Origin of the sequence: uncultured Sphingomonas sp. (assembly GCF_964237335.1) — a bacterium.
In the GTDB taxonomy this organism is placed as follows: Bacteria; Pseudomonadota; Alphaproteobacteria; order Sphingomonadales; family Sphingomonadaceae; genus Sphingomonas.
In genome coordinates this window covers 39,600-59,502 of the sequence record NZ_CAXSHM010000001.1, presented here as the reverse complement: position 1 = coordinate 59,502, position 19,903 = coordinate 39,600, and the positions used below count along the sequence as shown (strand labels likewise).

The following is a 19,903-nucleotide window of genomic DNA, read 5'->3' as shown; positions in this document are numbered from 1 at the left end:
TGCATTCGTAACGCTCGCATGACGGCGCCGTTAGTCGTTTGACGGTGACGCCGCTCGGCTGAAGCATCTTCGATCGATCCCTGATGGCGTGGCGGACGATAGGAGGTATCCCGGCATCCCAGCGACAGGAGACGGACATGGCAGCGATCGAGATACGGCAGGCCTGCCGCGTCGGGGCGCTGCTCGGCGAAGGGCCGTTGTGGCTCGACGGCGCGCTGTGGTTCGTCGACATCAAGCAGCATAGGGTCCATCGGTTCGAGCCCGGCACGGGAGCGCTTCGGACGTGGCCCGCGCCCGACCAGATCGGCTGGGTGCAGCCTGCGGCCGACGGCACGATGCTCGCCGGGCTGAAGACGGGGCTGCACCGCTTCGACCCCGCGTCGGGCCGCTTCGACCTGCTGCTGGCGGTGGAGCCGGACCGGCCGGGCAACCGGCTCAACGATTCGTGCGTCGATCCCGCGGGGCGATTGTGGATCGGCTCGATGGACGAGGCGGAGCGCGCGACCACCGGCCGCGTCTATCGCGTCGACGCACGCGGGGTCGTGCCGGTGGCGGACGGGATCACGATCACCAACGGCCCGGCAGTGAACCCGGCGGGTGACGTGCTCTACCATTGCGACACGCTCCGCGGCATCGTCTACGCGTGCAATCTCGATGGCGGTGGCGCGATCACCGCCAGCCGCATGTTCGTGACGGTCGATGTCGCAAGCGACGGCCATCCCGACGGGCCGATCGTCGATGCCGAGGATCACCTATGGGTCGCCTTCTATGGCGGCTGGTGCGTGCGTCGCTACGCGCCCGACGGCCGGCTGGTCGCCGAGATACGCATGCCCGTCGCCAATCCGACCAAGGTCGCGATCGGCGGCCCGGACGGCCGCACCGCCTATGTCACCTCCGCCGCTCGCAATCTGAGCGACGCGGAGCTCGCCCGCCAGCCGTTGGCGGGGGACCTCCTTGCCTTCGACGCGGGCGTCGGCGGCCAGACCGCATGGCCGGTGGCGGCCGTCCCACCTGCGGCCTGATCGCTGATCTCCCGGGGCCCGGGACGCTTCGGCATGCGTCTGGTTGGGCAAGACCGGCGTGATCGGACGCGCCGTCGGAACCCGGGACGACGATGATGGCACGCACGGCACTGGTGGTTGGGGCGAGCGGGATCGTCGGCGGCGCGACGGCGGCGTTGCTGGACGAGGAGGGCTGGGTTGTCCACGGCCTCGCCCGGCGCCCGATCGATCAGCCGGGTGTCACACCGGTCGTGGCGGACCTGCAGGATGCGGCCGCCACGCGCGCGGCGCTGAGAGGCATCCATCCCGATGCGGTGTTCGTCATGACGTGGCTGCGGCAGGATAGCGAGGCGGAGAACATCCGTGTGAACGGGGCCATGGTGCGCAACCTGCTGGATGGCCTGCCCAAGCCGACCAGCCCTCGCCACGTGGCCCTCGTCACCGGTCTGAAACATTACCTTGGGCCGTTCGAATCCTACGGCCGAGGCACGCTGCCTCAGACGCCGTTCCGCGAGGAACAGGGGCGGCTGCCGGTCGAGAACTTCTATTACGCGCAGGAGGACGAGCTGTTTGCGGCCGCGGTGCGGGATGGCTTCACCTGGAGCGTCCACCGGCCACATACCGTGATCGGCAAGGCCGTCGGCAACGCGATGAACATGGGCACGACGCTCGCCGTCTATGCCACGCTCTGCCGCGAGACGGGCCGGCCGTTCGCCTTTCCCGGCTCGGCCGCGCAGTGGAACGGGCTGACCGACATGACGGATGCCCGCCAGCTTGCGCGCCACCTTTTGTGGGCGGCGGATACCCCGGCGGCCGCGGACCAGGCGTTCAACGTCGTCGACGGCGACGTCTTCCGCTGGAGCTGGATGTGGGGCCGCATCGCCGGATGGTTCGGCATCGAGCCCGTCGCGTTCGACGGCACCGTGCGGCCGCTCGCGGAGCAGATGGCGGGCGACGCCAAGTTGTGGCGCCGGATCGCCGAACGCGAAGGGCTGATCGAGCCCGATCTCGCGCGGCTTGCCTCGCCCTGGCACACGGATGCCGATCTCGGGCGGCCGATCGAGGTCGTGACGGACATGTCGAAGAGCCGGCGCCTCGGCTTCATCGCCTATCAGCCGACCGACGACGCCTTCATGGCTTTGTTCGCTCAGCTACGCGCGGACAGGCTGATCCCGTGACCGAAACAATGACGAAGGCTGGTGACCCCTACGAGAATCGAACTCGTGCTTACGCCGTGAGAGGGCGTCGTCCTAACCGCTAGACGAAGGGGCCATCGATAGAGGGCGGGCAACTACCCGGTGCCGCCGCGAGCGTCAAGCGGCCGCCGCCCAGCTGACATCGCACATTACGCCGCCTTGCGCCGCTCCGCCATCTCGGCGTTCAGCATCTCGGCGAGCAGGAACGCGAGTTCCAGGCTTTGGCCGGCGTTGAGCCGCGGGTCGCAATGGGTATGGTAACGATCCGCGAGGCTCTGCTCGGTCACGTCCACCGCGCCGCCTGTGCACTCGGTCACGTTTTGGCCGGTCATCTCCGCGTGGATGCCGCCGGCATGTGTCCCCTCCGCGCGATGGACGGCGAAGAAGCCGCGCACCTCCGCTAGGATGCGCTCGAACGGCCGCGTCTTGTAGCCGGTCGACGCCTTGACGACGTTGCCGTGCATTGGATCGCAGCTCCACACCACCGGATGGCCCGCCCGCGTCACCGCGCGCACCAGCCGCGGCAGCGCCGCCTCGATCCGGTCGGCACCATAGCGGGTGATGAGCGTGACGCGTCCCGGCTCGCGCGCGGGGTTGAGCGTGTCGAGCAGCCGCAGCAGCAGGTCCGGCTCCAGCCCCGGCCCGCACTTCACGCCGATGGGATTGCCGATGCCGCGCAGGAACTCGACATGCGCCGAGCCCTCGAAGCGCGTGCGGTCGCCGATCCAGAGGAAATGCGCGCTGGTATCGTACCAGTCGCCGGTCAGCGAGTCCTGCCGCGCCATCGCCTGCTCGAACGGCAGCAGCAGCGCCTCGTGGCTGGTGTAGAAGCGCGTCTGCGACAGTTGCGGCGCGGTTTCCGGATCGATGCCGCAGGCGGCCATGAAGTCGAGCGCCTCGCCGATCCGGTCGGCGGTCTCGGCATATTTGCGCGCCCAGGGGCTGCGGCCCATGTAATCGAGCGTCCAGCGATGCACCTGGTGCAGATTGGCATAGCCGCCGCTCGCGAAGGCGCGCAGCAGGTTGAGCGTCGCCGCCGACTGGGCATAGCCCTGGATCATCCGCGCGGGATCGGGCGCGCGGCCCGCGGGCGTGAACGCGATGTCGTTGACGTTGTCGCCGCGATAGGAGGGCAGATCGATCCCATCGACCGTCTCGGTGTCAGCGGAGCGCGGCTTGGCGAACTGGCCCGCCATGCGCCCGAGCTTCACCACCGGCAGCTTGGACGCATAGGTCAGGACCACCGCCATCTGCAGGATGACGCGGAACGTGTCGCGGATGTTGTTGGGATGGAACTCGGCGAAGCTCTCCGCGCAATCGCCACCCTGGAGCAGGAACGCGTCACCGGCCGCAACCCGCGCGAGATCGGACGTCAGATGTCGCGCCTCGCCCGCGAACACCAGCGGCGGATAGCTCGACACCTGACGACAGGCGGCGGCGAGCGCGTTCTGATCGGGATAGTGGGGAAGCTGGCGCGCCTCGTGGCGGGTCCAGCTGTCGGGGGCCCAAAGGGCGGCCATGGCGTACGTCCGGCGGTCTGTGTGGATCAATGCCATGCGCCCAATCGGACAGTGGCGCAATCGGCGGGGTCCTAGGGCCGTCATCAGGATAGCGGCCGGTTCCGGATGCCTGCGCCGCACCGGTGGCATTCGCGAGACGCTTTGCTAAGGGTTCGCGCCTATCGACGGGTCGCCGCCGTTCGGGCGATGGAGTGTGGCATGCGCATCACGATGATCGGCTCGGGCTATGTCGGCCTCGTCTCGGGCGCTTGCTTCTCCGACTTCGGCCACCAGGTGACGTGCGTCGACAAGGACGAGGGCAAGATCGAGTCGCTGCGCGCCGGCCGCATGCCGATCTTCGAGCCGGGCCTTGCGCAACTGGTCGCGTCCAACGTCGCGGCGGGGCGGCTGACGTTCACGACGAACCTCGCCGAGGGCGTGGCGCAGGCGGATGCGGTCTTCATCGCCGTGGGCACGCCGTCGCGGCGCGGGGATGGGCATGCCGACCTGTCCTATGTCTTCGCTGCCACGCGGGAGATCGCCGAGGCGGCGACGCGGCCGCTGGTGGTCGTCACCAAATCGACCGTGCCGGTGGGCACCGGCGATCGGGTGGAGACGCTGCTGCGCGAGACGCGCGGGGACATCGCCTTCTCGGTCGTGTCCAACCCCGAGTTCCTGCGCGAAGGCGCGGCGATCGCGGACTTCAAGCGGCCCGACCGGATCGTGATCGGAAGCGAGGAGTCGAGCGACGGCGAGCGCGCGCGCGAGGTGATGCGCGAGATCTACCGGCCCTTGTACCTGAACGAGTCGCCGATCCTGTTTACCGGCCGGCGCACCGCCGAGCTGACCAAATACGCCGCCAACGCGTTCCTCGCGACCAAGATCACCTTCATCAACGAGGTCGCGGATCTGTGCGAGGCGGTGGGCGCGGACGTGAAGGACGTCGCGCGCGGCATCGGGCTGGACAACCGCATCGGCCGCAAGTTCCTCCACGCCGGGCCCGGCTATGGCGGGTCGTGCTTCCCCAAGGACACGCTCGCGCTGCTCAAGACGGCGGAGGATTTCGAGAGCCCCGTCCGGATCGTCGAGGCGGTCGTGCAGGTGAACGACAATCGCAAGCGGGCGATGGGCCGAAAGGTGCTCAAAGCGCTGGGCCACGGCGAAGATGGGGGTGACTCGCGCGGCAAGACGGTCGCGCTGCTGGGCCTGACGTTCAAGCCCAACACCGACGACATGCGCGACGCACCGAGTCTCGCGATCGCGATGGCGTTGACGGATGCCGGCGTCCACGTCCGCGCGTACGATCCGGAAGGGATGGCAGCGGCGGAAGCCTTGCTGCCCGGCCTTGTTTGCTGCGCGGACGCCTACGAAGCCGCGGCGGGCGCGGACGCCGTCGCGATCGTGACCGAGTGGGACGTGTTCCGCGCGCTAGATCTCGACCGACTCGCCAAGGCGATGGCCCGGCCGGTCCTTGTGGACCTGCGCAACATCTATCATCGCGCCGACGTCGAGTCCGCCGGCTTCACCTACGTTGCGATTGGTCGCTGATCGGGAAGCCTTGCGATCCTATCCTGCATGTCGTCGGTCTTCCGCGCGGATCGACCACCTGCGCCGTCGCCGTGACGGGCTCCGAGTCGCAGTCGCGCCAACCTTTGCCGCATCGCGATCCTAGGCCCACATGTGGCGGGTGATCACGCCAGACCAATAAAAAAGGGGGCCCGAGAGCCCCCTTTTCCATCCCGATCGGGATGATAAATCAGTTGCTGGACGAGTTGTTCGCAACCACGACCACGCCGACGACCACTGCGGCCGCCGCAACGACTGCGATGACCAGACCACCGCCGAACAGATCGCTGCCATGCTTGGCATGCGAGTGGGCGCGAGCCGTAGGCGCCAGCGACAGCGACGCGGCGGGGTTCGCCGTGTCGGCGAGCGCCGGAGCAGCTGCGAGCGAGAGAGCGGCCGCGGCCGCGAAATACTTAGTCAGACGCATGGTCGTACTCCTGTTTCCCGAAACTGCTTCGGTATCCGTTGTGGGTAATGAACGAAACAAACCTTTGTTGCAACTGATTCATGACGCAGCTGCGAGATATCGGCGAAACCGCGTCTTTCCGGCTACACTCCGGCAAGTCACTAATAAGTCGCTAATATCCATCCACGAGGCTGACGACGTTGTCGAGACCGACACCGCGCCGATAGAGTCGCAGGTTCGTGAGGAATAGGGCGGCTGCGCGGGGGAACATCGTCGACTGACTGCGACCGGACAGATGCATCGTGACCAGTGCGTTGGGCGTGGACCACAAGGGACTGTCGGGCGGCAGCGGCTCGGGCGTCGTCGGATCGAGGATCGCGCCGGCGATCGTGGCACCCTCCAGCGCCGCGACGAGCGCATCCTGGTCGACCATGTCGCCGCGCGCGATGTTGATCAGCCAAGCACCGTGCCGCATCGCGCTCAACTCGCCGGCGGCGATCATCGCCCTGGTTTCGCCGGTCGACGGCGCGGCGAGGATCACCCAGTCGAACTCCCCCAGCCGTGCACGCCACGTCTCCGGTGTCAGCGTGCCGCCGGCGCCGGAGCGAGTGACGCCGGTCACCGCGACGCCGAACGCGGCGAGTCGCTCGCCGATCAGCCGGCCGATCGTGCCATAGCCGATCACCAGCGCGTGAGTGCCTGCCAGCTCCACCTTGCCCGGCGAGTCGCGCAGCCACGTGCGCCGGTCGTGCGCGCGGACGACCTCGTCGAAGCGTTTGGCGGCGGCGAGCACGGCCAGCACCGCATAGTCGGCGACCGCGACCGCGTTGATCCCGCGCCCATTGGTGAGCGTCACGCCGCGCTCGCGCAGCCAGCCGAGCGGAAAGGCGTCGAGCCCGGCGTACAGGGTGGACACCCAGCGCAGTGCCGGCCCGGCCGCGCGGATCGTGTCCGCCACCCGCGACGTCGGCTGCATGTCCACCCAGGCGATCTCCGCGTCGGCGATGCCGGCCTTCGCCGAGTCGGGGTCGGTGAACCACGTGACCTCCAGGTCGGGCGGCAGCTGCGGTTCGAGGAGCGTACGCGCGATGGCGGGCAGGACGGCCTTCATGCCGACCGTCCCGGCGGTGCGTTCTCGTCGCCATCGCTACGAGCCACCGCGTCCAACCGCCAGTCCCATCCGAGCGGGTCGCCGTCCATCACCTCGACTCCCGCGGCGTGCAGCGACTCGCGGATCGCGTCGGAGCGGGCGAAGTCCGTCGCCGCCCGCGCCTCGCGGCGTTCGGCCAGCCGCTCGGCGATCGCCCGCTCGTCCATCCCTGCGTCCGCCGGGCGGACGCGCAGCGCCTCGCGCGTCAGCGTCATCAGGTCGAGCCCCAGCACCGCGTCGTAATCGGCCAGTGCGGCGAGTCGCGCGCCCGGCGCGATCGTCTTGTCCGCCAGCATCGCTTCTAGCACCGTGAGCGCGCGCGGCGTGTTGAGGTCGTCCGCCATCGCCGCGTCCAGCTGCTCGCGATACGCGCCCGCGTCCGCCGCGCCCTTGCCTTCGGCGCGCGCGCGCAGGCCCTCGACCGCATGGGTCAGCCGCCGCAGCCGCGTCAGTGCCGCAGCGAGCCCCGCCCACGAGAACTCCAGCTCGGACCGGTAGTGCGCCTGCAGGCACATCATCCGATAGCCGAGCGGGTGGATGCCGCGGTCGACCAGCGACTGCAGCGTGGTGAAGGCACCCGACGACTTGCTCATCTTGCCGGACCCGCCCGTCCCCTGGCGCTCGACGAGGAAATTGTTGTGCAGCCAGAAGGTCGCGCCCGGATCGGCGCAATCGCACCGCGCCTGGTTTTGCGCGATCTCGTTGGGATGGTGGATTTCGCGATGGTCGATGCCGCCGGTGTGGATGTCGAACGGGCTGCCGAGATAGCGACGGCTCATCACCGAGCATTCCAGGTGCCAGCCCGGCGCGCCGCGGCCCCAGGGCGAGTCCCATTCCATCTGCCGGTGCTCGTCGGCAGCCGAGGAGCGCCAGATCGCGAAATCAGCCAAATGGCGCTTGCCGGCGACGGGATCGATCCGGCTCTCGCCCCCATCCTCGCTGCCGGCGCGGGCGAGGCGGCCATAGTCGGGGACGGTGCCGACGTCGAAATACAAGCCGCCCGGCAGTCGGTAGCAATGCGCGGGGGCGATCGCTTGCGCGAAGTCGATCATCTCGCCGATGTGATCGGTCGCGACCGCCCAGACGGTCGGCTCGACGATGCCCAGCCGCGCGACGTCGCGCTTGAAGCCGGCGGTATAGTGCGCGGCCACGTCCCAGATCGAGCGGCCGGCGGCGGCGGCGGCGCGCTCCATCTTGTCGTCGCCGGCGTCCGCGTCGCTGGTTAGGTGGCCGACGTCGGTGATGTTGATGACGTGGCGGACCTGCCCCCAGCCTTCCGCGCCCGCCCGCGCCCGGAGCGTGCGTATCAGCGTGTCGGCGAACAGGAACGCGCGCATGTTGCCGACATGCTGGTCGTTATAGACCGTCGGCCCGCAGGTGTAGACGCGCACGTCGGCGGGATCGATCGGGCGGAATGCCTCGGGCTGGCGCGAGAGGCTGTTGAACAGGACGAGCGGCGGCATGATGCAGCGGCCATAGCCTGCCGGCTCCGCCGCCGCCAAGAGCCGGCGCCGCGCGGTGCCGTACCGTCCTCCGCAATGGCGACCCAGACTCTACCGGCGGACCGCCCGACTTGCGCAACCCACGCGACGGTCGCAAGAGGAGCGACTGTCCACATGGGAGGGGCGTCGCGCTTTCCCGTCACCTGCTCCAGCACGAGGCTCCCGCTTGACCTACACGTCTCCTGACCGCGTCCTCGTCACCGGCGGCGCGGGGTTCATCGGATCGCACCTATGCGAGCGGCTGCTCGGCGGCGGGGCCGAGGTCGTCTGCGTCGATAACTACTACACCGGCCGGCGCGAGAACATCCGCACGCTGCTGGGCCATCCGCGGTTCGAGACGGTGCGCCACGACGTCACCTTCCCGCTCTATGCGGAGGTAGATCGCATCTATAATCTCGCCTGTCCCGCCTCGCCGATCCACTATCAGTTCGATCCGGTGCAAACGACCAAGACGAGCGTCGTCGGCGCGATCAACATGCTGGGGCTCGCCAAGCGGCTGAAGGTGCCGATCCTGCAGGCGTCGACCAGCGAGGTCTACGGCGACCCCGACGTCCACCCGCAGCCCGAGGGGTATTGGGGTCGGGTCAATCCGGTCGGCATCCGATCGTGCTACGACGAGGGCAAGCGCTGCGCCGAGACATTGTTCTTCGACTATCGCCGCCAGCACGGCCTCGCGATCAAGGTGATCCGCATCTTCAACACCTATGGCCCCCGGATGCACCCGGACGACGGGCGCGTGGTGTCGAACTTCATCTGCCAGGCGTTGAAGGGGGAGCCGATCACGCTGTACGGCGACGGCGCGCAGACGCGGTCGTTCTGCTATGTCGACGATCTGGTGGACGGCATGATCGCGACCATGGCGACGCCGGACGCGTTCACCGGTCCCGTCAACCTCGGCAACCCCGGCGAGTTCACGATGCGGGAACTGGCCGAGATCGTGCGCGAGCTGGTCGGCTCGTCGGTGGCAATCGTTCACCGGCCGTTGCCGCCCGACGATCCCCGCCAGCGCAAGCCGGACATCGCCAAGGCGCAGGCCGAGCTCGGCTGGACGCCCAAGGTGCCGCTGCGCGAGGGCCTGTCGCGGACCATCGTCTATTTCGACACGCTGCTGGGTACCGGCCGGACGGCGCGGGGCGAGCCCGATCGCGTGGCGGCGATCCGGTGAGGTCCGGGTGATGACCGGGCGGCCGGGCTGGGTGGTCGGCTGGCTGTGCCTTCCGCTGCTCGTCGCCGCATCGCCCCCAAGAAATGATGACGCCGCGCAACTTCGCGCATTGCGTCTCGTCGATGCGCGGCTGGCGGGTGTCGGCTATCGGCTGGCGACGGCGAACGCGGCGCTGTGCCGCGATCTTCAGCCCGGCACCGGTGCGACGCTGCATGCGCTCGACCAATACGACCCGGCGCTGCGACCCGCGGCGCGGCAGGTGTTCGGCTTCGCGACGCCGGTTGCAGTGGAGCTGGTCGTGCCGGGCTCACCCGCCGATCGCGCCGGGATACTCGCCGACGACGGCGTCGTCGCGATCGACGGCGCGCCGCTATCCACGGGCGATGACGGCGCGGCGACCGATGCGACGCGGGACGCCGCCGCCGCGCGGATCGTCGCCGCGCCGCCGACGGCACCGCTTCTCCTGTCGCTGACCCGGTCGGGCACCGCGCGCACCGCGACGGTGATGCCCGTCGCCGAATGCCGCGTGGGGTTCGAGCTGCTGCTCGGGCCGAAGCTGGTGGCGGACTCGGACGGCCGGCAGGTCCAGATCGGCGCGGCCTATTTCGCGCGCTATGACGACGATCAGGTCGCGGTGATCGTCGCGCACGAACTGGCGCATGTGATCCTGCGCCATCGCGTGCGGCTGGAGGCGGCCGGGGTGCATTGGGGCGTGCTGGGCCAGCTCGGCCGCAGCGCGCGGCTGTTCCGGCAGACGGAGGATGCGGCGGACCAGCTCAGCGTCTCGCTGTTGCGCAACGCCGGCTATGATCCGGCGATCGCGGTGCGGTTCTGGCTGCACGACATCGGCACGCTCGACGGCGGCGTCCTGCACGGGGCGACCCACGGCTCGTCGAGCGCACGGGCGAAAGCGATCGCGGCGGAGATCGCGAGCATCCCGGCCACCGCGCTGACGCCCTATGTTCCGCCGGTGCTGGCCACACGCGACCAGCCCCTGGAATGATCGGGTAGCCGCGACGGACGCTGCCGCAACCGGTGCGCCTCGCCTTGCCAATCGCGGCCGGGGTCGCTAACGGCGTGCCCTACACGGCGCGCGCCTCGGGTTCGCAGCCGCAATAGCCAATTTCGGGATATCATCGATCATGCAGATCATCGTTCGCGACAACAACGTCGATCAGGCCCTGCGCGCGCTCAAGAAGAAGCTGCAGCGCGAGGGTGTGTATCGCGAGATGAAGTTGCGGCGGCATTACGAGAAGCCTTCGGAGAAGCGCGCGCGCGAGCGTGCCGCGGCCGTACGGCGTGCCCGCAAGCTCGACCGCAAGCGTGCGGAGCGCGACGGCGCCCGCTGATCGCCGACGCGAGGTGATCTGTCCGGCTCGGCCCGGTGATCGCCTGAACGGACCATGCGTGTTGACGGTCGAGCGAGCGAAGCCCCCGCGGCTCCGGTTCGGCCGGTTGTAGAAGCGAGATCCCTATGTCGACCGTCACCGCCGTTCCGATCCTGCCGATCAAGCGCGGGTATCTCGTCTGGCTGTGGGTCGGCGTCGTCGCCGTCATCCTCGCGGCCGCCGCGCTCGCCAGAGCCGCGCCGGTCGATCCCGCGGCAGCGTTCCTGGCCGGCAATCGCGGCGCTGCCGGTGTGATGGAGACCCCGTCCGGCCTGCAGTACAAGGTGTTGCGCCCGGGCACCGGCACGCCGCCGACCGACAGCGACGTGGCGCTGGTGATGTACGACGGCACGCTCGTCGACGGAACGCGGTTCGACAAGTCGACGCAGCCGTTAGTGGCCGCCTTGGGCGAGCAGGCGACAGTGCCCGGGTTCGAGGAAGCGCTGAAGCTGATGCCGCGCGGGTCGAAATACCGGGTCTGGATCAAGCCAAGCCTCGGCTACGGTCCCGAGGAGAAGCGCGATCCGACTGGGCGCGTGGTGATCCCGGCCAACAGCGTTCTCGTGTTTGACCTCGACATGCTGGACTACCGCTCGAAGATCGAACTGCAGCAGATGCAGGCGCAGCGTCAGATGGGTGCCGTTCCGCCCGCCGGCGCGACCGGTGCGCCACCGTCAGACGCGATTACTCACTGACGGTTGGAACGAGCAGCCTGACCTCCGTTGGGTTGCGATCGGCGTAAGCGTGGCTGGTGCCGCCTGTGCTGACGTGCGTGACTACCAGGGCGTGAGCCGCGGTACAAAGGTCGAGATAAGCGTCAGGCCGCTTTTCCGGAACCGGCGCCTTTAACGAAGCCGCCCGGTCGCCAGCGCGTCGCCGTCCGTCCATCCGCCGCCCAGCGCCTGGATCAATGCCACGGCAGCGGTCTGGCGATCGAGTTGCGCCTGGAGCAGCGCGCGCCGCGCGGCGAGCGCGGTCGCCTGCGCGGTGACGACGTCGGTGTAGATCGCGGTGCCCGCGGCATATTGGTTGCGCAGCGCCGTCTCCGATCGGTCCGCCGCCTGGCTCGCGGTCCGCAGCAAGGCCTCCTGTCGCTCTAGTACCTCGGTCGCGACGAGATCGTCCTGTACTTCCTGGAAGCCCGTCAGCGTCACCTGGCGATAGTTTGCGACCGCCGCGTCGTAGGCGGCCCGCGCCTCCTGCACCCGTGCCTTGCGCGCGCCGAAGTCCAGGATCGTCTGGGCAAGCTGCCCTCCCACAGACCAGAGCGACGAGGCGGCGCTGAACAGGCCGGAGATCGCGTTGTTCTCGAACCCGCCGCTGCCCGTCAGGGTGACGTTCGGGAAATAGGCGGCACGCTGCACCCCGATCAGCGCATTGGCTGCCGCCACCTGCCGCTCGGCGGAGGCAATGTCCGGGCGGCGTTCCAGCAGAACGGAGGGGAGGTCGACGGGGGTCTGCGGAACCACCGGCTGCCAGGCCGTGCCGAGCGACACCAGTCGAAAGCCGGCAGGGTTCTCGCCGATCAGCACCGCGATCGCGTCCTCATATTGCGAACGGGTCCGCGCGCCGCCTTCCAGGTCGGATTGGGCGGAGGCGAGCTGCGACTGCGCCTGGAACACGTCCGTCCGCGCGACGATCCCGGCGTTGTAGCGGTTGGTCGCGATGGTGAGCGATCGTTGATAGGCGGCGACCGTCGCCGCGAGGCTGGCGATGTCCGCATCCGTCTCGCGGAGCGACAGATAGTCGGTGACGAGCTCGCCGTGCAGCACCAGCCGCGTGTTGGCGAGGTCCGCCAGTCGCGCCTGCTGCGTGTAGCGGGCGTTGCGCACGGTGTTGGTGATCTGGCCGAAGAAGTCCGGCTGCCACGTCGCCGCGAGGGTCAGGCGGTAGTTGTTCGAGTTGTTGCCGCTGCTGACATAGCCGGTGGTGGTGCCGCCGGTCGTGCCGGTGCCTGTGGTGCCGGTCGTCGTGCCTGTGCCGGTAGTGGTGCCGGTCGTGCCGGTCGTTCCGCCCGTAGTGCCCGAGACGACGTCGCTCGTCACGATGCCGCCCGATCCCGAGTGCGTATGCGTGACGGCGCCATTGGCGGTGACGGTGGGAAACAGGCTGGAGCGCGCCTCGCGCGTCGTCGCGACGGCCTGGCGATAGGTCGCGATCGCCTGCGCCAGCGTCTGGTTGTGCGCGTCGACGCGGGCGACGAGGTCGGCCAGCTGCGGATCGCCGAACCCGGTCCACCAGTCCCCGCGCGGCGCGCCGTCGGCGGGATTGGCCGGACGCCATCCGGCGACCGTCTTCCACACCGGCGCCGTGTCGCCCGCGACGAGCGGGCGATGATAGGCAGGCGCGAGCGAGCAGCCGGCCAGGGCGGTGAGGGACAGCAGAACAGGAAGGCGGGAAAGGGGGCGGGGGGTCATGCAGGCAACTCTCGCAAGGGGGCGCCCCGGCCTTCGCGGAGCGCACGGCGTTCGCGGCGTCGCCGGCGGCGGGTGCCGAGCCGGTCGAGCGCGACATAGACGACGGGGGTGGTGATGAGGGTGAGGAGCTGGCTCGCGATCAGGCCGCCGATGATGGCGACGCCCAGCGGCCGGCGCAGCTCCGCGCCCTCGCCGAAGCCGATCGCCAGCGGCAGCGCGCCCAAGGCGGCGGCGAGCGTCGTCATCAGGATCGGGCGAAAACGAAGGATGCTCGCCTCGCGCGCCGCTTCCAGCGCGGTCAGCCCGCGGTCGCGCTGCGCGGCCAGCGCGAAGTCGATGATGAGGATCGCGTTCTTCTTCACGATGCCGAGCAGCAGGAACACGCCGATCAGCGCGATGATGTCGAACTCCATCTTGAACGCGAGCAGCGCCAGCACCGCGCCGACGCCGGCGGCCGGCAGCGTAGACAGCACGGTGATCGGGTGGATCAGGTTCTCGTACAGCATGCCCAGCACGATGTAGATCGTCACCAGCGCGGCGACGATCAGCAGCGGTTGCGACCCCTGGCTCTGCTGGAACTGGAGCGCGGTGCCCGAGAAGGTGCCGTGGACGGTCGTGGGCAAGGCGATACGCGCCTGGATCGCCTCGATCTGCGTCGCCGCCTGCGACAGCGAGTGGCCGGGCGACAGGTCGAACGAGATCGTCGCCGCAACCTCCGTGCCCTGATGATTGACGGTCGCGGCGGTCGCTGCCTGCGCGGTGCCGGCGATCGTGGCGAGCGGCACCATCTGGCGTGCCGACGTGCTGAGCGCGGTGCCTGTCGACGGATCGCGCAGCGCGGGGTTGGTCGGGATGCTGGCGGCCGCGCTCCCACCGGAGGTGATGGCGCCTGTCGTCGTGCCAGTGCTGGCGCCGGTCGTGCCGGCACTGCTGCCGTTGCCCAGCGTCGTGGTGCCGCTGGCGCCGGTCGCGGTTGTTAAGCCGGTGCCGCTCGCCCCGTTCGCGGCGCCGGTGCTCGACAGGCCGGACGACAGGCTGCTCGCGGTCCCGCCCGCGCTGCCCGACGTCGCGTTGACGCCGGTGGTGGCCGCGGTCGCCGCGCCGGCGGGGACGCGCACGTCGATCAGGTCCTGCGGCCCTTCCGTCTGGTCGGGATGCCAGCCCAGGATCACGCTATACTGGTTGATGTCTTCATAGATCGTGGCGACGTTGCGCTGGCCGAACGCGTCGTACAGCGCGTTGTCGACATCGCGCGGCGAGATGCCGATGCGCGAGGCGGCGTCGCGATCGACGGTGACATAGCTCTCCACGCCGTTCTCGGCGAGGTCGCTGTCGACGTTGGTGAACGTCTTGTCCGCCGTCATCGCCTCGTTCAGCTTCTGCGCCCAGGTCTTCAGATGCGCGGTGCTGTCCGCCATCAGCGTGTATTGGTACGTCGCATTGCCCTGCCGCCCGCCCGCGCGCAGGTCCTGCAGCGGCGACAGGAACAGGCGGATGCCGGCGACGGGCTGAAGCCGCTTCTGCAGTCGCTGGATGACGACGGTGCTGGGCTGGCCGCGGCGCTGTTCGACGGGCTTCAGCGCGATCAGGATGAACGCGCCGCCCGCGCGGCTGCCGCCGGTGAAGCCCACGACGTTCTGCACTGCGCGATCATGGTGGATGATGCCGACGATCTGCCCGAGCTTGGCCTGCATCGACTGGAACGACACGCTCTCGTCCGCGCGGACGCCGGCGAAGATCAGCGGGCTTTCCTGTTGCGGGAAGAAGCCCTTGGGCGCGGCGATGTACAGATAGACCGTAAGGCAGATCACGGCGGCGAGCAGCAGCAGCACCAGCCGCTTCATGCCCAGCGCCCAGTCGAGGCAGCGTTCGTACAGCCGCTCGACGCGCTGGTACCCGCGCTCGAACGTGCGGCCGATCCGCCCCTCCGGCTTGCGTTCCTGCATCGCGTCGCCGGGGCGCAGGAACCAGGCGCACAGCATCGGCGTGGTGGTGAGCGACAGGACGAGGCTGATCATCACCGCGACGCAGAGCGTGACGGAGAACTCGCGGAACAGCCGCCCGACGATGCCGCCCAGGAACAGCAGCGGGATGAAGACCGCGACCAGGCTGATCGAGATCGACAGGACGGTGAACCCCACCTCCTGTGCGCCGAGCAGCGCCGCCTCGAACCGGTCCATGCCGGCCTCCAGGTGACGGGTCGTGTTCTCCAGAACCACGATCGCGTCGTCGACCACGAAGCCGGTCGCGACGGTGATCGCCATCAGCGACAGGTTGTTGAGGCTGAACCCGGCGAGGTACATCACCCCGAACGTGCCCATCAGCGACACGATCGTCGCCACCGCCGGGATCATCGTCGCGCGCACGTCGCGCAGGAAGGCGAGCACCACCAAGACGACGAGTGCCAGCGAGATCAGCACCGTCAGCTCGATCTCGCGGATCGACGCGCGGATCGAGCTCGTGCGGTCCATCGCGACGTCCAGCGTCACATCGGCGGGGATCGACGCCTGGATGCCGGGCAGTTCCTTGCGGATCGCGTCGACCATCTTGATGAGGTTGGCGCCGGGCTGTTGGGTGATGTTGACGACCACCGCCCGTTCGCCGTTGAACAGCCCGAGCGTGTGGAGGTCCGCGACGCCGTCGCTGACCGTCGCGATGTCGCCCAGCCGCACCGCCGCGTTGTCGCGCCACGCGATCACCAGCGGGCGATAGTCGGCCGCGACGCGCCCGGCGGCGTTGGTGTAGATCTGCCACGCGCGTCCGCCCGTGCCCTGCACCAGCCCCTTGGGCCGGTTCGCGTTCGCCGCCTCGATCGCGGCGCGCACGTCCTCCATCGCGATGCCATAGCTCGACAGGCGGTACGGGTTCACATCGACGCGCACCGCGGGCAGCGACCCGCCACCCACCTCGACGTCGCCGACGCCCGGGATCTGCAGCATCCGCTGCTGCACGATGTTGGACACCGCATCGTAGATCTGCCCCGCCGTCTTGGTCTTCGAGGTAAGCGCGAGCGTCACCACCGGCTGGTTGGCCGGGTTCACCTTGCGATAGGTGGGGTTCTGTTTCAGCGTCGCGGGCAGGTCGATCCGGCTGGCGTTGATCGCCGCCTGCACCTCGCGCGCGGCGCCGTCGATGTTCTTCGATATGTCGAACTGGAGCGTGATCCGCGTCGAGCCCAACGTGCTCGACGACGTCATCTCGGTCACGCCCGCGATGGTGGACAGGCGGCGTTCCAGCGGCGTCGCGATGCTCTGCGCCATCGTGTCCGGGCTCGCGCCCGACAGGGTGGCGCTGACGCTGATCGTCGGAAAGTCGACCTGCGGCAGCGGCGCGACCGGCAGGCTGAAGAACCCCGCGATACCGGCCAGCGCGATCCCGATCGTCAGCAGGATCGTGCCGATCGGCCGCCGGATGAAGGGGCCCGACAGGTTCACGCGCGCGCCTCCGGACCGGGATCGCGTCCGGGTGCGACGAGCCCGCCGGGCTGCGCGCCGGGCGGCGTGTCCTGCGCCTCGCGGCTGACGTTCGGACTGCCCTTGGCGCCCCAGCCCGCGCGCGCGAACCGCTGCTGCGCGCGGTCGAAATACAGGTACACGATCGGCGTGGTGAAGACCGTCAGCAGCTGGCTGACCAGCAGCCCGCCGAAGATCGCGATGCCCAGCGGCCGACGCAGCTCCGCGCCGTTGCCGGTGCCGACCATCAGCGGCACCGCCGAGAACAGCGCGGCGAGCGTCGTCATCAGGATCGGGCGGAAGCGCAGCACCGCCGCCTGCCGGATCGCGGCGACGGGCGCCAGGCCCTCGTCGCGCTCGGCCGCGATCGCGAAGTCGATCATCATGATCGCGTTCTTTTTCACGATGCCGATCAGCAGCACGATCGCGATGATGCCGATGATGTCGAGATCATGCCCGGTCACTAGCAGCGCCAGCAGCGCGCCGACCGCGGCCGAGGGCAGCGTCGACAGGATCGTGACGGGGTGGATGAAGCTTTCGTAGAGGACGCCCAGCACGATGTAGACGCACACGATCGCGGCCAGGATCAGGTAGAGCTGGTTGTTGAGCGACGAGGCGAACGCCCCCGAGGCGCCCAGGAAAACGGTGGTGATGCCCCGCTTCACCTGCAGCCGCGTCAGCGCCTTCGTGATCGCATTGGTCGCGGTGCCCAGCGACACGCCGGGGGCGGTGTCGAAGTTGACCGTCGCGGCCGGGAACTGGCCGACATGGGTGATCGCGAGCGGCGATTGGCCCTGCGTGATCGTCGCGACCGCGTTGAGCGGCGTCGCGCCGCCGCCCGCGGGCAGGTGGAGCAGCCCGAGCGAGGCCGGATCGGTCACCAGCCCCGGCGCCGCCTCCAGGATCACGCGATATTGTGTCGTCTCGGTGAAGATGGTGGACACGATCCGCTGGCCGAAGGCGGAATACAGCGTGTCGTCGACGCTCGACGCGGTGATGCCGACGCGCGCCGCGGTATCGCGGTCGATGGTGACGAACGCCGCCGCGCCCATCGCGCCCGCGTCCGTCGAGACGTTGCGCACCTGACTGAGCCCGGCGATCGCGGCGGTGATCCGCTTGGCCTCCGCGGTCACGTCGGCGGTGTTTGATCCCTGCACCGCCATCCGGTACTGCGTCGGGCCACCCTCCGCGTCGATCGTCAGATCCTGCGTCGGCTGGAGGTACAGCGTCAGGCCGGGGATGCGCGCGACGTCCGCCGTCAGGCGCGTCATCACGTCCGCCTGCGCGGCATGGTGGTCCTTCAGGTTGATGAGCATCGTGCCCGAGTTGAGCGACGCGTTGTTCGACCCGTCGACGCCCACGAACGCCGACAGCGACTGGACGTCCGCGTCCTGGAGGATCGTGCCCGCCGCCTGCGCCTGAAGCTGCGACATCCGCTCGTAGGATACGCCGTTGGCCGCGATCAGCCGCGCCTGGAGCTGGCCGGTATCCTGCGTCGGGAAGAGCCCCTTGGGGATGACGAGGTACAGCAGCACCGTCAGCACCAGCGTCGCGATCGCCACGATCAGCGTCGGCAGCCGGCGCGCGAGCACGAAGTCGAGCCCGCGCTCGTACCGCCGCTCGACCCAGCCGAACGCGGCGGCGGAGCGCTCGGCGACGCGGCTCGGCTTCTCGTCGCGCGGTGCTTTCAGCCAGCGCGCGGACAGCATCGGCGTCAGCGTCAGCGAAACGACCGCTGAGATCAGGATCGTGACGGCGAGCGTCACCGCGAACTCGCGGAACAGCCGCCCGACGATGTCCCCCATGAACAGCAGCGGGATCAGCACCGCGATCAGCGACACGGTCAGCGAGATGATCGTGAAGCCGATCTCCTGCGCACCCTTCAGCGCCGCCTCGAACGGCGGAATGCCCTCCTCGATGTGGCGCTGGATGTTCTCGATCATCACGATCGCATCGTCGACGACGAAGCCGGTCGCGATCGTCAGCGCCATGAGGCTCAGGTTGTCGAGGCTGTAGTCGAGCAGATACATGATGCCGAACGTGCCCACGAGGCTGATCGGCACCGCGAGCCCTGCGACCAGCGTCGCGCGCCCCGAGTGCAGGAAGAAGAAGATCACCAGCACGACCAGGAAGACGGCGAGCACCAGCTCTAACTCGACGTCGTGGACGCTCGCGCGGATGCCGGTGGTGCGATCGGTCAGCACCGTCGCATGGAGCCCGGCGGGCAGGCTCTTCAGCAGCTCGGGCAACTGACGCTTGATCGCGTCGGTGGTGGCGATGACGTTGGCGCCCGGCTGGCGCTGCACGTTCAGGATGATCGCCGGCGTCCGGTTGGCGATCGCGCCGAGCTGGCTGTTCTCCGCGCCCTCCGCGACGTCCGCCACCGCCGATAGCCGGACGGGCGCGGCGTTCTGATAGGTGACGATCAGGTTCTTGTAGTCGTCGACGCTTTCCAGCTGGTCGTTGGCGTTGATCTGGTACGACCGTGCCGGCCCGTCGAAGCTGCCCTTGGCCGAATTGGCGTTGGCGTTGTCGATCGCGGTGCGCACCTGCGCGAGACTGATGCCATAGCTTGCGAGCTTCTGCGTGTCCGCGCGGATGCGCATCGCGGGCTTCTGCCCGCCGGCCAGCCCGACGAGGCCGACGCCGCTGATCTGGCTGATCTTCTGCGCCAGCCGCGTGTCGACAAGCGACTGCACCTGCGTCAACGGCATCGTGTCCGACGTGATCGCGATCGTCAGCACGGGCGCGTCGGCCGGGTTGATCTTGGCATAGACCGGCGGGGCGGGAAGGTCGGCGGGCAGTAGCGCCTGACTCGCGTTGATCGCCGCCTGCACCTCCTGCTCGGCGACGTCGAGCCCTTCGGACAGGGTGAACTGCAGCGTGATGACCGACGCGCCCGACGAGCTGGTCGACTCCATCCGCGCGAGGCCCGGCATCTGGCCGAAGTTGCGCTCCAGCGGCGCGGTCACCGTCTGGCTCATCACCTCCGGGCTGCCGCCGGGATAAAGCGTCGTCACCTGGATCGTCGGATAGTCTACCTCCGGCAGCGCCGACAGCGACAGCAGGCGAAAACCGACGAGCCCCGCCAGCACGATCGCGACCATGAACAGCGCGGTCGCGACCGGTCTCAGGATGAACAGGCGGGAGGGACCCATGTG

At 69.1% G+C, this 19,903-nt stretch carries 14 protein-coding genes and 1 tRNA gene; 7 read left to right on the top strand and 8 right to left on the bottom strand.

The window, feature by feature from the left end:
- Positions 1 to 137 precede the first annotated feature (137 nt).
- Both ACFE65_RS00270 and ACFE65_RS00265 read left to right on the top strand, forming a co-directional pair.
- A complete protein-coding gene (locus ACFE65_RS00270; protein WP_375380321.1) occupies positions 138 to 1,022 on the top strand; it encodes an SMP-30/gluconolactonase/LRE family protein in 885 nt (294 codons plus the stop codon).
- 95 nt (positions 1,023 to 1,117) lie between these two features.
- Entirely contained in the window at positions 1,118 to 2,179 is a 1,062-nt protein-coding gene (locus tag ACFE65_RS00265) for an SDR family oxidoreductase (protein ID WP_375380320.1), read from the top strand.
- Positions 2,180 to 2,198: 19 nt separating this feature from the next.
- Here ACFE65_RS00265 and ACFE65_RS00260 read toward each other — a convergent pair.
- Both ACFE65_RS00260 and ACFE65_RS00255 read right to left on the bottom strand, forming a co-directional pair.
- Positions 2,199 to 2,273 (bottom strand) — tRNA-Glu (locus ACFE65_RS00260).
- A gap of 73 nt (positions 2,274 to 2,346) precedes the next feature.
- A complete protein-coding gene (locus ACFE65_RS00255) occupies positions 2,347 to 3,717 on the bottom strand; it encodes a class II 3-deoxy-7-phosphoheptulonate synthase (protein ID WP_375380319.1) in 1,371 nt (456 codons plus the stop codon).
- Positions 3,718 to 3,915: 198 nt separating this feature from the next.
- Between ACFE65_RS00255 and ACFE65_RS00250 the strand changes: the two genes are divergently transcribed.
- A complete protein-coding gene (locus ACFE65_RS00250; RefSeq protein ID WP_375380318.1) occupies positions 3,916 to 5,244 on the top strand; it encodes a UDP-glucose dehydrogenase family protein in 1,329 nt (442 codons plus the stop codon).
- 208 nt (positions 5,245 to 5,452) lie between these two features.
- Here ACFE65_RS00250 and ACFE65_RS00245 read toward each other — a convergent pair whose 3' ends face one another.
- The 3 genes from ACFE65_RS00245 to ACFE65_RS00235 form a co-directional block, all read right to left on the bottom strand.
- The gene (locus ACFE65_RS00245) at positions 5,453 to 5,689 is read right to left on the bottom strand and encodes a hypothetical protein (RefSeq protein ID WP_375380317.1); all 237 of its coding nucleotides are present in this window, start codon (positions 5,687 to 5,689) and stop codon (positions 5,453 to 5,455) included.
- A 151-nt stretch (positions 5,690 to 5,840) separates the two neighbouring features.
- Entirely contained in the window at positions 5,841 to 6,779 is a 939-nt protein-coding gene (locus ACFE65_RS00240; protein ID WP_375380316.1) for a D-2-hydroxyacid dehydrogenase, read from the bottom strand.
- On the bottom strand, positions 6,776 to 8,281 hold the full coding sequence (locus tag ACFE65_RS00235; protein WP_375380527.1) for a cysteine--tRNA ligase: 1,506 nt from the start codon (positions 8,279 to 8,281) through the stop codon (positions 6,776 to 6,778). Before ACFE65_RS00235 ends, ACFE65_RS00240 begins: the two co-directional genes overlap by 4 nt.
- 205 nt (positions 8,282 to 8,486) lie before the next feature.
- Between ACFE65_RS00235 and ACFE65_RS00230 the strand changes: the two genes are divergently transcribed.
- The 4 genes from ACFE65_RS00230 to ACFE65_RS00215 all read left to right on the top strand — a co-directional run bounded on the left by ACFE65_RS00230 (position 8,487) and on the right by ACFE65_RS00215 (position 11,568).
- On the top strand, positions 8,487 to 9,485 hold the full coding sequence (locus ACFE65_RS00230; RefSeq protein WP_375380315.1) for a UDP-glucuronic acid decarboxylase family protein: 999 nt from the start codon (positions 8,487 to 8,489) through the stop codon (positions 9,483 to 9,485).
- A 10-nt stretch (positions 9,486 to 9,495) separates the two neighbouring features.
- The gene (locus tag ACFE65_RS00225; RefSeq protein ID WP_375380314.1) at positions 9,496 to 10,488 is read left to right on the top strand and encodes a PDZ domain-containing protein; all 993 of its coding nucleotides are present in this window, start codon (positions 9,496 to 9,498) and stop codon (positions 10,486 to 10,488) included.
- Positions 10,489 to 10,627: 139 nt separating this feature from the next.
- Complete coding sequence (rpsU, locus tag ACFE65_RS00220) at positions 10,628 to 10,834, top strand: 30S ribosomal protein S21 (RefSeq protein WP_022686405.1); 207 nt, start codon at positions 10,628 to 10,630, stop codon at positions 10,832 to 10,834.
- Positions 10,835 to 10,959: 125 nt separating this feature from the next.
- The gene (locus tag ACFE65_RS00215) at positions 10,960 to 11,568 is read left to right on the top strand and encodes an FKBP-type peptidyl-prolyl cis-trans isomerase (RefSeq protein ID WP_375380313.1); all 609 of its coding nucleotides are present in this window, start codon (positions 10,960 to 10,962) and stop codon (positions 11,566 to 11,568) included.
- A gap of 150 nt (positions 11,569 to 11,718) precedes the next feature.
- Here ACFE65_RS00215 and ACFE65_RS00210 read toward each other — a convergent pair whose 3' ends face one another.
- From ACFE65_RS00210 to ACFE65_RS00200, 3 genes are read right to left on the bottom strand one after another with little or no spacing between them, the layout of a single operon-like run.
- The gene (locus ACFE65_RS00210) at positions 11,719 to 13,290 is read right to left on the bottom strand and encodes an efflux transporter outer membrane subunit (protein WP_375380312.1); all 1,572 of its coding nucleotides are present in this window, start codon (positions 13,288 to 13,290) and stop codon (positions 11,719 to 11,721) included.
- Complete coding sequence (locus ACFE65_RS00205) at positions 13,287 to 16,724, bottom strand: efflux RND transporter permease subunit (RefSeq protein ID WP_375380311.1); 3,438 nt, start codon at positions 16,722 to 16,724, stop codon at positions 13,287 to 13,289. Before ACFE65_RS00205 ends, ACFE65_RS00210 begins: the two co-directional genes overlap by 4 nt.
- On the bottom strand, positions 16,721 to 19,900 hold the full coding sequence (locus ACFE65_RS00200; protein WP_375380310.1) for an efflux RND transporter permease subunit: 3,180 nt from the start codon (positions 19,898 to 19,900) through the stop codon (positions 16,721 to 16,723). Before ACFE65_RS00200 ends, ACFE65_RS00205 begins: the two co-directional genes overlap by 4 nt.
- Positions 19,901 to 19,903: the final 3 nt, after the last annotated feature.